12 protein-coding genes are annotated in these 12,076 nt (G+C 64.0%); 7 read left to right on the top strand and 5 right to left on the bottom strand.

Translation table 11 applies throughout. From position 1 onward, the window contains the following. Positions 1–11: 11 nt before the first annotated feature. Positions 12–671, bottom strand: a complete 660-nt coding sequence (locus ACODTW_RS10385; RefSeq protein WP_488945912.1) for a glutathione S-transferase family protein — start codon at positions 669–671, stop codon at positions 12–14. A 136-nt stretch (positions 672–807) separates the two neighbouring features. Here ACODTW_RS10385 and ACODTW_RS10380 point away from each other — a divergent pair, with 136 nt between their 5' ends. The 4 genes from ACODTW_RS10380 (at position 808) to ACODTW_RS10365 (ending at position 3,072) form a co-directional block, all read left to right on the top strand. Then, on the top strand, positions 808–1,098 hold the full coding sequence (locus ACODTW_RS10380; protein ID WP_488945911.1) for a hypothetical protein: 291 nt from the start codon (positions 808–810) through the stop codon (positions 1,096–1,098). Further along, positions 1,095–1,406, top strand: coding sequence for a type II toxin-antitoxin system RelE/ParE family toxin (locus ACODTW_RS10375; protein WP_488945910.1), 312 nt, complete (start codon positions 1,095–1,097; stop codon positions 1,404–1,406). Before ACODTW_RS10380 ends, ACODTW_RS10375 begins: the two co-directional genes overlap by 4 nt. 275 nt (positions 1,407–1,681) lie before the next feature. Further along, the gene (gap, locus tag ACODTW_RS10370) at positions 1,682–2,689 is read left to right on the top strand and encodes a type I glyceraldehyde-3-phosphate dehydrogenase (RefSeq protein WP_488945909.1); all 1,008 of its coding nucleotides are present in this window, start codon (positions 1,682–1,684) and stop codon (positions 2,687–2,689) included. Between the two features lie 149 nt (positions 2,690–2,838). Next, the gene (locus ACODTW_RS10365; RefSeq protein ID WP_488945908.1) at positions 2,839–3,072 is read left to right on the top strand and encodes a DUF3126 family protein; all 234 of its coding nucleotides are present in this window, start codon (positions 2,839–2,841) and stop codon (positions 3,070–3,072) included. 77 nt (positions 3,073–3,149) lie between these two features. Here the strand turns inward: ACODTW_RS10365 and ACODTW_RS10360 are convergent, their stop codons facing one another. From ACODTW_RS10360 to ACODTW_RS10350, 3 genes are all read right to left on the bottom strand, one after another. After that, positions 3,150–4,523: an aspartate aminotransferase family protein gene (locus ACODTW_RS10360; RefSeq protein ID WP_488945907.1), complete on the bottom strand. Its 1,374-nt coding sequence runs from the start codon at positions 4,521–4,523 to the stop codon at positions 3,150–3,152. Between the two features lie 157 nt (positions 4,524–4,680). After that, a complete protein-coding gene (locus tag ACODTW_RS10355) occupies positions 4,681–5,568 on the bottom strand; it encodes a TolB family protein (protein WP_488945906.1) in 888 nt (295 codons plus the stop codon). 94 nt (positions 5,569–5,662) lie between these two features. Continuing rightward, positions 5,663–6,289 carry a glycoside hydrolase family protein gene (locus ACODTW_RS10350; protein ID WP_488945905.1) on the bottom strand — a complete coding sequence of 209 codons (627 nt, stop codon included), beginning with the start codon at positions 6,287–6,289 and terminating at the stop codon, positions 5,663–5,665. Between the two features lie 115 nt (positions 6,290–6,404). On the opposite strand from ACODTW_RS10350, the gene dprA reads away from it, so the two are divergent. The 3 genes from dprA (at position 6,405) to ACODTW_RS10335 (ending at position 10,762) form a co-directional block, all read left to right on the top strand. Further along, on the top strand, positions 6,405–7,526 hold the full coding sequence (gene dprA, locus ACODTW_RS10345) for a DNA-processing protein DprA (RefSeq protein ID WP_488945904.1): 1,122 nt from the start codon (positions 6,405–6,407) through the stop codon (positions 7,524–7,526). 48 nt (positions 7,527–7,574) lie between these two features. Further along, on the top strand, positions 7,575–10,253 hold the full coding sequence (gene topA / locus ACODTW_RS10340; RefSeq protein WP_488945903.1) for a type I DNA topoisomerase: 2,679 nt from the start codon (positions 7,575–7,577) through the stop codon (positions 10,251–10,253). 68 nt (positions 10,254–10,321) lie between these two features. Next, on the top strand, positions 10,322–10,762 hold the full coding sequence (locus ACODTW_RS10335; RefSeq protein WP_488945902.1) for a hypothetical protein: 441 nt from the start codon (positions 10,322–10,324) through the stop codon (positions 10,760–10,762). 6 nt (positions 10,763–10,768) lie between these two features. Here the strand turns inward: ACODTW_RS10335 and ACODTW_RS10330 are convergent, their stop codons facing one another. Then, positions 10,769–12,007: a hypothetical protein gene (locus tag ACODTW_RS10330; protein ID WP_488945901.1), complete on the bottom strand. Its 1,239-nt coding sequence runs from the start codon at positions 12,005–12,007 to the stop codon at positions 10,769–10,771. Positions 12,008–12,076: the final 69 nt, after the last annotated feature.

Raw genomic sequence — 12,076 nt, 5'->3', positions numbered from 1 at the left:
GTTTTGCTTTCTCAGTCCCGGTCGGGAGCGCCCAGCGGGAACAGGGGACGGAAGGGCCGGGCCTCCTCCACCGCGCGGGCGAAGGACGGGCGCGCCAGCAGCCGGGCGCGGTAGGCACGCAGCGTGTTCAGACCTTCCGGGATGGGATGCGTCCAGTCGGCATAGAACAGGGCCGGTGCGGCCGCGCAATCGGCCATGCTGAAATCCTCCCCGGCCGCCCAGGTGCGCCCGGCCAGCGCCCCCTCCAGCCAGCCATAGGCGCGGGCCAGCTTCTCCACCGCCAGCGCCATGCCGTCCCGCCGCTTCACGGGGTCGCCGGTCAAGGCACCGTCCACCGCATATTGGGCGGCATTCATCACATGCAGGTCGAAGAACCGATCCATGAACCGCACCTCCAGCGCCGCCATCGGATCATCGGGCAGCAGGCGGACAGGGCCCCGATGGGCCAGCTGCAGATATTCGATGATGATGCTGGTTTCCACCACCTGCCGGTCGCCATCGACCAGCAGCGGGAATTTGCGCAGCGGCCAACGGCCCAGCCATTGCGCGATATTGTCCGGCATATCCGGGGCGATGCAGCGGAAGTCGAACGGCGTCGCGTTCTCATACAGCGCAATCAGCACCTTCTGCGTGTAGGAGGAGAAGGGGTGGCCGTACACCAGCAGCGTCATTATCAATTCTCCCGATCCTGAGAGGCCAAACAAAGCCTCAATCAGCCACCGCTGGCAAGTCCGCATCCTGGGGGACGCCAGGGGGAACAGGGTGTATCATGGCGCCCATGACGTGTTTTGACGGTGGAGCGACCGGATGGGTGCCACACGCAAGGTGATCCTGGAATTGCCCGAAGAGGATGCAGCATTGCTGGACGAGTTGGTGCGGTCTGGAGCCTACCCTTCTAATGCGGCTTCGGTTTCCGCGGCGTTGAGCATGTTCAGATCAACTGAGGTGGATCCGGAACTGGAACAATGGGTCGAGCAGGTCGGAATCCCGTTACTGGCGGAAATTGACCGGGACTCCAGCCAACTGCTGACCCCAGAAGAGTTCGATCGGGAACTGGAATCCCACCGACGTAACCGCCGTGCAGCGAAGGCACGATGAAGTTCCGGGTCATATTCACGAGAAACGCACTGCGAAATTTATCCGAAATCGAAGATTACATCGCAGGGCGCTCCGGCGAGCGGCGAGCCGAGGATTTTGTGAATGCCATCCGGCAGACATGTCGGAACCTGGATACCTTTCCGCAAAGGGGTCGGCTCATCAAACGCGGGATCAGGGTGATCGGTTATGGCCGCTGGACAAACATCCTGTTCGCGGTCAACGGCGATCAAGTCACAATCCTGGGCATCCTGTATGGCGGCCGCGATCTCGACCGGCATTTGTATACCACGCCGCCCCATGACAAATGAAACGAAAGCAAAACGGACAGGCGCCGGCCCGTCGCTGCGCACCCCGCACAAATCCTGACCCGAAAGAGTCATGCCGGTAACACCATTACCTGAATTGCGGCCGGTTCATAAAAAAACTAAGCTGCAACCCGTGCGCTTCACGCATGGCGGAAGGGATTGTTGCGCCCTTGTCCCCGTGCGGATCAGAGGTTAATTCGGCTTTGGAACATGGGCCGCTCGCGCCCATCGGCACCCCGCCAGAGGCTGGCGGCGGCGCTGTTCAATCGGAGGAAAGCATGGCTGTCAAAGTTGCGATCAACGGGTTCGGGCGTATCGGCCGTCTGGTTCTGCGCGCCCTCTATGAAAGCGGCCGCAAGGACATCGAGGTTGTCGCCATCAACGATCTGGCCGACGCCAAGTCCAATGCCCACCTGCTGAAGTATGACAGCGTCCATGGCCGCTTCCCCGGCACGGTCGAGGTCGCCGACGGCAATCTGGTCGTCAACGGCCACACCATCCGTTCCGTGCAGCAGCGCGACCCGGCCCAGCTGCCCTGGGGTGAACTGGGTGTCGACATCGCCCTGGAATGCTCCGGCATCTTCACCAGCCGCGAAGCCGCTTCCAAGCATCTGACCGCCGGCGCCAAGAAGGTGCTGATCTCCGCCCCCGCCACGGACGAAGACCTGACGGTCGTCTATGGTGTCAACCATCAGAAGCTGACGGCCGAGCACAAGATCGTTTCCAACGCGTCCTGCACCACCAACTGCCTGGCCCCCGTCGCCTATGTGCTGAACAACGGCATCGGCATCGCCCATGGCTTCATGACCACGATCCACAGCTACACGGGTGACCAGAACACCGTGGACACGTTCCACAAGGATCTGCACCGCGCCCGCGCCGCTGCCCTGAACATCATCCCGACCAGCACCGGCGCCGCCAAGGCCGTGGGCAAGGTGCTGCCGGAACTGAAGGGCAAGCTGGACGGCACCTCGCTGCGCGTGCCCACCCCGAACGTGTCGGTCGTCGACTTCAAGTTCGTGGCCAAGCGCAACACGACGGTCGAGGAAGTGAACCAGCTGATCACCGAGGCCGCCAACGGCCCGCTGAAGGGCATCCTGGGCGCCTATGCCGAGCCGCTGGTTTCCACCGACTTCAACCATGACAGCCACAGCTCGATCTTCGCCTTGAACGAGACGAAGGTCATGGAAGGCAACTTCGTGCGTATCCTGACCTGGTACGACAATGAATGGGGCTTCTCCAACCGCATGGGCGACACCGTCATCGCCATGGCGAACGCGGGCTGATTTCCCGACTGACCTTCGCCGGCTGCCGGGTTATCCTGAAGCAGCCGGACAGGATCGCAAAAGGGGCGCCGTTCCGGCCGGAGCGGCGCCCCTGGCTTTTGCAACGACCAACACAGCCAACCACCACAGCAACGAAAGGGCGGATGGAAATGACCCCCAATGAAATCGCCCGGCTGCAGGCCTATCTGCGTCGGAACTTCGGCAACGAGAAGATCATCGTGAACCCGCCGGCCAAGAAGGGCCAACCCGTGGAAGTGACCATCGGGGAGGAGTTCATCGGCACGCTCTACCGGGACGAGGATGACGGCGACGTCTCCTACGCCTTCAACATGACCATCCTGTCCGAAGACCTGCCGAACATCGCGCCGGCCAAGGGCAAGTGATCCGCCCGGTCATTATGTATGACCGGCGCCATGAAAGCGGGGCGGCAGCGATGCCGCCCCGTCTTGTTTTACCGCCTTTACATCACGCCCAGATCCCTGGCGGTCAGGTCCAGCGCCAGACGGGCCAACCGCGCCACCTCGTCCGCTTCCTCCTGGGTCAGGGTCAGGGCCGGGGCAAAGACCAGACTGTCGCGGATGCCGCGCATGATCAGATTATTGTGGAAGCAATGATCGCGGGCCATCAGCCCGACCTTGCCCTTGCCGGGGAATCGTTCGCGGCTCTTGCGGTCCTTCACGATCTCGATGCCGCCGATCATGCCTTCCGACCGTATTTCCCCCACGATCGGATGGCCGTCCAGCGCCTCTTCCAGCTTCTGCCGCAGATAGGGCCCGATATCGGAGCGGGCGCGGTCGACCAGACCGTCGCGCTCGATGATCTCCAGGTTCGCCAGCGCCACGGCACAGGCCACCGGGTGACCGGAATAGGTGAAGCCGTGGTAGAACTCCCCGCCTTCCTCGATCAGTGTCTCTGCCACCCGATCCCCCACCATGACGGCCGACAGGGGCACATATCCTGACGTTATGCCCTTGGCCAGGGTCATGAAATCCGGCCTGATGCCATAGCGCTGGCTGCCAAACCAATGGCCCAGCCGGCCGAAACCGCAGATCACCTCGTCCGCGATCAGCAGGATGTCATGTTCCTTGCAGATGCGGTTGATCTCCGGCCAGTAGCTGTCGGGCGGGATGATGACGCCGCCGGCACCCTGCACGGGCTCCCCGATGAAGGCGGCGACATTCTCCGCGCCAAGCGCCAGGATTCTCTCCTCCACGGCGCGGGCCGCCAGCCGACCGAACGCTTCGGCCGACATGTCGCCCTGCCCCTCAAACGGGTAAGGCGACATGACATGGGCGAATCCGGGCAACGGCAGACCGCCCTGCTCATGCATCGCCGGCATCCCGTTCAGCGATGCCGCGGCCATGGTGGTGCCGTGATAGCCATGCTCGCGCCCGATGATGATCTTCTTGCCCGGCTTGCCTTTCAGCGCCCAGTAATGCCGGGCCATGCGCACGATCGTGTCGTTCGCCTCCGATCCGGAATTGGCGAAGAAGGCGCGCGACAGGCCCGGCGGCGTCAGTTCGGCCAGTCTGGCCGCCAGCCGCACCGTCGGCTCCGTCGTGGTCTTGAAGAAGCCGTGATAGAAGCTGAGCTGGGTCAGCTGCTCATAGGCGGCATCGGCCAGTTCACGCCGCCCATAGCCGACATTGACGCACCAGAGGCCGCCCATCGCATCCAGGATGCGGGTCCCCGAACTGTCGGTCAGCCATACACCCTCTGCCCGGGTAATGATGCGCGGCCCGCCCAATTGGGCCAGTTCCTTGTGGTCGGTAAACGGGTGCCAGTGATGGGCACCGGACAGTCGTTTCAGTTCGGCAGTATCGACGGTCGACATGGGGCTTGCTCCCAGGGATGTAGGGCTGAGGACGGGTGGACAAACACCATCAGGCCGGCGGGTTGAACCCGATCCGGGCGCACAGCAGCAGCATCTCTTCCTTGGGCGTGGGGCCGGTATAGATCATGCCCGATGATAGCGCCGCCGGCCCCGTCCCTCAACGTGGCAAAGGGGTCGGCAGGACGGCGGATAGCGGGACCGTATAGATATCCGCCATTCCCGCAGCCTGTCCGGGGCGGGCGACGGTGCTGGCGAAGGCCAGCCGATCCCCGGCACTGTCGCGCACCACCTGCGGGGTGAACTGGAAATCACCCATATTGACGCTTTCCGGCAAGGCCATGGCCGGTCCCCAGCCATCCCCCTGCCGATTGGCAGCGTAAATCCGGCCCTTTCCGTCGCGCAGTGACCAGAACAGGGCCGTTCCTCCATCCGGCGTCAGGGTGAAGTCCCCTTCCGGTGACGGGCTGTTGATCGGGGCGGGCAGCACCGTGGCGGCACCGGCAACACCGTCGGCCGTTACCGGCGACGCATAGATATCCAGATTGCCCGATCGGGCAGAGTTGAAATAGAGCACACCGCCATGCAGTTCCGGGCCCAGTTCCACGGCAGGGCTGTTCACCACGTCGCCCAGATGTTCAGGGGCCTGCCACACGCCCCTTAGCCGGCGCGACCGCCATATATCCGTATCCTTCTTGTCCGGCTGTGTCGGCGTGGGCCGGTTTGACACGAAATACAGCGTGTTGCCGTCCGGCGTGAGCCAAGGGTCGCTGTCTTTGTAGTGATCGTCGCTGAATGCGACAGGACGGGCGGGCGCCCAGACACCAGTTGCATCCCGCTGCGCGATCATGATGTGGGCCCCCTGGAAATTAACTTCCGAGCGGGCGAAGACCAAGGTGCGGCCGTCGGCGGAAATATTGAAATTATAGTCGTTGAGCGTGCTGCTGGCATCGCCTCGCATTTCCATCACAGCCGTCGGCCCCACCGCCGCCAGACTACCAACCGAGGCAAGCAGCAGGACCGACATGATGGACAGGCGACGACGCATCGCATTCTCCGGCAAGGGATTGGAATGCGGCACGCTAGCGCCTCCCCGTCCGGCCGTCAGGAGCCACCCGCGGTGCGGACAGGGAGGCCACTGGTCAGGTGGTCAGGCTGTCCAACCCCTGCTGGAACATGTCGGCCTCATCATCGCGGCGCTGTTGCAGGCCCGGCACCGTGGGCCACAGGCGCTTCATGGACCGGAACTGGTCGGGCACGCCGGCCGGTGTGCCGGCCAGGATCAGGTCATGAATGGTCTGCATCTCCGTGCGTGACGATCCTGTCAGGCTGGTACCGCGGTTATAGACCAGGCTGACCATGGCCCCCAAACACAGGCCCGGCAGTTTGTCGACGCCCGGGAAGGCCGCGATGGTGCGCCGCTCATAAGTGGGCAGCGTGTCGTTGGCAAAGACCTGGTTGGCGGCGGTCCAGGAAATGGTGATGCCCGCGAACTGCTTCACCAGCGCCTGCAGCTGGCTGTTGGCCGCATCGGTTCCGCCCTTGATCCCGATGGCCGTCAGCAGCGATTGCAGATCCGCGGCAGCCAGCACCCCGCCCCAGTCGCTCTGGAATCCGGCCGCGCTCTGCTGGCCCAGATCATAGCCGACGCCGATGGTGATGCCCGATTGCCCGCCGGGCCAGACCGGGTGGCAGGCCACCTTATTGTAATAGCCCTGGCCGCCCGTCTCCTCATTGATGATGAAATCGATGCTTTGTTGCGGAATCATCGGACTTCACTCCCATTGGTCGTAACAACCATATTACCCGAATGAAAACCCACCGCAATCGCTCGCGGGATCGAAGCTGGTTGACAGGCGGAAAAGATTGCAGAACCATAAGTGTATGCAATCAAGAATCCAACCTCTGCCGCTGGGCGAACGTATCGACCGTGTCCGTCTGATCCGGGCGGAAAATGTGGGGCCCGTCACCTTTGCCCGGCTGATGGAACGATTTGGCACGGCCACGGCGGCGCTGACCGCCCTGCCCGATCTGGCCCGCCGCGGAGGTCGCACCGCCCCTCTGCGCGTACCGTCGAGGGCGGAGGTGGAGAAGGAGGGGGCAGCCCTGGAACGGCGCGGCGGACGCTGGCTGTTCAAGGGAGAGGCGGATTATCCCCGCGCCCTGGCGGCGTTGGATGATGCGCCGCCCGTGCTGGCGCTGCTGGGTTTCCCGGCCTTGCTGGCCCGTCCCTGTGTAGGGATTGTCGGGGCCCGCAATGCCAGCATCGCCGGACGCAAGATGGCGGAGAAACTGGCCCGCGATCTGTCGGAAGCCGGGTTCACAATCGTGTCGGGCATGGCGCGCGGGATCGACACGGCCGCGCACCAGGGTTCGGTCGCCGGCGGTACTGTGGCCGTGGTCGCCGGTGGGGTCGACATCATCTATCCGCCGGAGAATGAGGGGCTGTATAACGACCTGGCCCAGCGCGGCGCCATCCTGGCCGAATCACCCCTGGGCACCGAACCACAAGCCCGGCATTTCCCCCGCCGCAACCGCCTGATCTCCGGCCTGTCGCTGGGCGTGGTGGTGGTGGAGGCGGCGCTGAAGTCCGGATCGCTGATCACCGCCCGCTTTGCCGCCGAACAGGGGCGCGATGTCTTCGCCGTGCCCGGATCGCCCATGGACCCCCGCGCCCAGGGCTGCAATCGGCTGATCAAGGACGGTGCGGCCCTGGTGGAAGGGGCGGAGGACATCATCACCCATCTGGCCGCCGCGGCCCGTGGCCCCCTGTCGGAACCCCCCGGCGGGCATTTCCGCAGCCCCTTCCCGGCAGTGGAGGACGAGGCGGAACTGGCAAAAGCGCGCCATCTGGTGGGTGAATGCCTGTCACCAACCCCGGTTCTCATTGACGAAGTGGTCCGCGGCTGCCAATTGTCTGCCGGAGTGGTCATGACGGTCCTGCTGGAATTGGAACTGGCGGGGCGGTTACAGCGCCATCCCGGGGGGCAGGTCAGCCTGATCTGATTGTTTGCCCGTCGGTATCCCTTCGTATCTTGAGAGGCGGGTCCTTCAGTGGCTGGCAGTGTCGTCATCGTCGAATCCCCGGCCAAGGCCAAGACCATCAACAAATATCTGGGACAGGACTTCACCGTCCTGGCCAGCTTCGGGCATGTGCGCGACCTGCCGCCCAAGGATGGGTCGGTTCGCCCCGAAGAAGATTTCGAGATGGATTGGGAGCTGGGCGACCGCTCCAAGCGTCATGTTGATGAAATCGCCCGCGCCGTAAAGGGCGCATCCCGCGTCTTTCTGGCCACCGACCCGGATCGCGAAGGGGAGGCCATCGCCTGGCATGTGCATGAACTGCTGAAGGAGAAGCGGCTGGCCGGCAAGGCCGAAATCCGTCGCATCACCTTCAACGAAATCACCAAGAGCGCGGTGCTGGACGCCATCGGCAAGCCGCGCGATGTGGACCAGGAATTGGTGCAGGCCTATCTGGCCCGTCGCGCCCTGGATTATCTGGTGGGCTTCAACCTGTCGCCCGTGCTGTGGCGCAAGCTGCCCGGTTCCAAATCCGCCGGCCGCGTGCAGTCGGTGGCGCTGCGCCTGATCTGCGAGCGTGAAGCCGAGATTGAGGCGTTCAAGCCGCAGGAATATTGGACCATCGAAGCGGAGTTCAAAACCTTCGACGGGGCCACCTTCACGGCCCGCCTGACCCAGTTGGATGGCAAGCGGCTGGAAAAGTTCAGCCTGGGTGACAAGGGTGCCGCAGAGGCAGCCCTGGCCCGCATCCGCCCCATGCTGTTCAAGGTTGGCCGGGTGGAGCGCAAGGAGGTGCGGCGCAATCCCTACGCCCCGTTCACCACCTCCACCTTGCAGCAGGAAGCCAGCCGCAAGCTGGGCTTCGGCGCCGTCAAGACCATGCGCACGGCCCAGAAGCTGTATGAGGGCGTGGATATCGGCGGCGAGACGGTCGGCCTGATCACCTATATGCGTACCGACGGCGTCTCCTTGAGCCAGGAAGCCATTGAAGGGTCGCGGCGGCTGATCGACCAGACCTGGGGCGGCAACTACGTGCCGGAAAAGCCCCGCATCTACAAGACGGCCGCCAAGAACGCCCAGGAAGCGCACGAGGCCATCCGTCCCACCGACCTGTTCCGCCGCCCGGACCAGTTGACCCGCTATCTCGACAAGGATGAGCTGCGGCTTTACGAACTGGTGTGGAAGCGCACGGTGGCCAGCCAGATGGCCAGCGCCGTGCTGGACCAGGTCACCGTCGACATCATGTCCAAGGGTGCGGAGGCTGTGTTCCGCGCCACCGGCTCCATCCTGAAGTTCGACGGCTTCCTGAAGGTCTATCAGGAAGAGAAGGATGATGACGGGGAGGAGGAGGAGAACCGCCGCCTGCCGCCCATGAAGGATGGCGACGACCTGACGCGCGGCGCCCTGAAGTCCGACCAGCATTTTACCCAGCCCCCGCCCCGCTATACGGAGGCGAGCCTGGTGAAGAAGATGGAAGAGCTGGGCATCGGCCGGCCTTCCACCTATGCCTCGACCCTGCAGGTTCTTCAGGAACGCAATTATGTGCGGCTGGAGAAGCGGCGGTTTGAGCCGGAGGATCGTGGCCGCCTGGTCACCAGCTTCCTGGAAAATTTCTTCAACCGCTATGTGCAGTATGATTTCACGGCGGCGCTGGAAGAAAAGCTGGACGATATCTCCGGCGGGCGCATCTTCTGGAAGGATGTGCTGCGGGAGTTCTGGAAGCACTTCCATGCCGCCATCGACGACACCAAGGAACTGACCATCACCCAGGTGCTGAACGCCCTGGATGATGCGCTGGGGCCCCATTTCTTCCCCGACCGCTTCGATGCCGAAGGGCACAAGATCGACACACGCGTCTGCCCCACCTGCGGGGCGGGCCGGCTGTCGCTGAAGCTGGGCAAGACGGGTGCCTTTATCGGCTGTTCCAACTATCCGGAATGCCGCTATACCCGCCCGCTGGCCGTGGCCGGGGAAGAGGCGGAGGCCGATGCCGACCGGGATCTGGGCACTGACCCGGAGACGAACCAGCATGTGGTGATGAAGCGCGGCCCCTATGGCGTCTATGTCCAGTTGGGCGAGGCGGCGGCCAAGGGGGAGAAGCCCAAACGCGTCTCCCTGCCCCGCGGTCTGAACCCGCAGGATGTGGATCTGAACACCGCCCTGGCGCTGCTCTCCCTGCCCCGCTCGCTGGGCATGCACCCGACCTCGGGACAGGAGATCCAGGCCGGTATCGGCCGCTTCGGGCCGTATCTGAAGCATGGCGACGCCTACAAGAACATCCCGCCCGATGATGATGTGCTGACCATCGGCCTGAACCGTGCTGTCGTTCTGCTGGGCGATGGACCGGTGAAGAAGGCTGTGGCCGGTCGCGAACTGGGCAACCATCCCAAGGATGGCAAGCCCATCTCCATCGGCTCGGGCCGCTTCGGACCTTATGTGAAGCACAACAAGCTGTTCGCCAGCATTACCAAGGCCTACAATCCGGACAATCTGACCCTGGAGCAGGCCGTCGAACTGCTGGCTGCCAAGGCCGCCAAGGACACGGCCAAGAAGGGCACGACACCGGACGCGGCGGAGACCGAGGAAAAGCCGAAGAAGGCGCCGGCCAAGAAAGCCGCGGCACCCAAGGCTGCGACCAAATCCACGGCGACGAAGACGGCAAAAGCCACGACGACAGCCAAAAAGCCGGCGGCAAAAAAAGCCAAGGAATGACCTTGGCTTTGGGAACAGGGTGAACCATGTTCATCCGTATAAGGGGAGAAGTTCCCCGGAGGATGCCCATGCGTGCCCTGTTCCTGACCGGTCTGGTCCTGTCCATTATCGCCTTCTCCTCCGTCGCGGAGGAGACGAAGCCCGCCAACACCTTCACCTTGCTGAACAAACCGCAGCCGGCCCCGGCCGCTGTGGATTACAGCAACGGCGTTCCGGTTGCGGAGGCGCAGAAGCAGCAGGAAGAGGCCGCCTGCCGCGTGCGCAAGACGGTGGAGGCCGGTGTGGCCATGGGCGGGGTCAGCGGCAAATATGCCGGTGCCCGCCTGGATTACGGCAAGGATGACAAGGCCCTGGACCGGGGCTATGCCCCCAACCCCTGCCCCAAGACGGGCTTTGCCATGTCCCTGGCCGTATCGGGCAGCGACATGGAGGTGAAGCGGCGGGACCGTAGCAATGGCCGGCCCTTCGCGGATATTGACGGCTCCGCGGTGCACGACGCCGGACGCTGATCCCCGTCAGGACGGTCGGTTCAGGACACGCTCGATATTCAGGCCGACGGTCAGGGCGCCCAAGGCCCCACCAGCCTCCCCCAAAGAGATGCTGACCTGGACGATGAACTGCCCCGTTGACCGGTCAAAGGCGATGGTACCGACAAAGGCGGTTTCCGGTCCCTTGGGCACCGTCATCTGGAACTTTGCCTCGTCCCCCTGCCACAGGTCGCTGGGGATGGGGTCGGCGGCGACGGCCATGCCCGTCCGATCGAACAGCAGCAGTTCTTCCGCGGCGCCATTGCTGTTGGCCCGCAGTTCGGTCAGCACGGCGCCAAGCGGGTGTTCGCGCAAGGACTTCACCAGCGGGTGGTCGGCCTCACCGCGGTGGTCCTGAAAATCCTGGTCCTCCGCCGTGATCTGTTTGAATGGCTTGCCGGCATTGATATCACCCGCACGGCGCAGCAGCGCCATCAGATCAGGTGCGGCTTTCAGCCGGTCGACAATATGCCGGGCGGCAGCCAAGGCGGCACGGCGTTCCGTGGGCGACAAGGCCAGGTTGCCGGAAGCGCAATTGCCAACCTGCTCGTTGAACCGGTCCAGATAACCGGGACGAGCCGCCAGGAACGATTGTGAGAAATAGACGCCCAGCGGCATGTAACGCTGGAACGACACGGTCAGCCCAATGGCATCCACCCCTGCCTCTCGCCGGGCGGCGTGCAATTCGGATTCATCCATCAGCACAGCCTGCACCCGTCCACCCGACAGCATCCGCAGCAGCTGCAGGGCGTTACGGGCGGCGCCATCCGGTTCCAGGCCCTGGCTTTGCAGCCATTTCAACGGATTGGAACCCAGCACGGCGGCCACACGCCGCGTATCGGCCCTTCCATCCAGGATGGGGGGTGAAGCACCGTCCTTCGTCACCCATACCCACCGTTCCAGGGCCAAAGGCAGCGACAGATTGCGGTCATGGGGCGCGTCGATCTCCGGGGCCACGGAGAAAAAACCATCGATCGTGCCCTGGCGGACCTGCTCGCGGGCCCGCAGCCATGGTGCCAGACCGACCGTGTAGGCCTGACCCAGGCGCCCCATGATGCAGTCAAGGGCACGCATCGACGTGCCATCCAGCTCGCCGTCCACCATCTCCTGGTAGGGCGGCGCGATATTGGTCATCAGGCGCAGTTCGTCGGCGGCCCCGGCGCGCTGCGACGCCAGGGTGAACAGGCAAAGGATCAGGCACAGGCCGAATGACCGCGTATAGCCCAACACAGCCCCCTTCCGCCGCCGCGCGCGCCCAGCCGGGTGGGCGCGGACGCGTCGATCTCAGGGGCAAAG

The organism is Niveispirillum sp. FG148 (assembly GCF_057809655.1).
Note: the sequence above shows the minus strand (reverse complement) of the source record. Positions and strands in the feature narration are given on the sequence as shown.

Coding starts and splice junctions, on each gene's coding strand:
- ACODTW_RS10385 (WP_488945912.1), bottom strand. CDS start 671: ATGACGCTGCTGGTGTACGGCCACCCCTTCTCCTCCTACACGCAGAAG.
- ACODTW_RS10380 (WP_488945911.1), top strand. CDS start 808: ATGGGTGCCACACGCAAGGTGATCCTGGAATTGCCCGAAGAGGATGCA.
- ACODTW_RS10375 (WP_488945910.1), top strand. CDS start 1,095: ATGAAGTTCCGGGTCATATTCACGAGAAACGCACTGCGAAATTTATCC.
- gap (WP_488945909.1), top strand. CDS start 1,682: ATGGCTGTCAAAGTTGCGATCAACGGGTTCGGGCGTATCGGCCGTCTG.
- ACODTW_RS10365 (WP_488945908.1), top strand. CDS start 2,839: ATGACCCCCAATGAAATCGCCCGGCTGCAGGCCTATCTGCGTCGGAAC.
- ACODTW_RS10360 (WP_488945907.1), bottom strand. CDS start 4,523: ATGTCGACCGTCGATACTGCCGAACTGAAACGACTGTCCGGTGCCCAT.
- ACODTW_RS10355 (WP_488945906.1), bottom strand. CDS start 5,568: ATGCGTCGTCGCCTGTCCATCATGTCGGTCCTGCTGCTTGCCTCGGTT.
- ACODTW_RS10350 (WP_488945905.1), bottom strand. CDS start 6,289: ATGATTCCGCAACAAAGCATCGATTTCATCATCAATGAGGAGACGGGC.
- dprA (WP_488945904.1), top strand. CDS start 6,405: ATGCAATCAAGAATCCAACCTCTGCCGCTGGGCGAACGTATCGACCGT.
- ACODTW_RS10335 (WP_488945902.1), top strand. CDS start 10,322: ATGCGTGCCCTGTTCCTGACCGGTCTGGTCCTGTCCATTATCGCCTTC.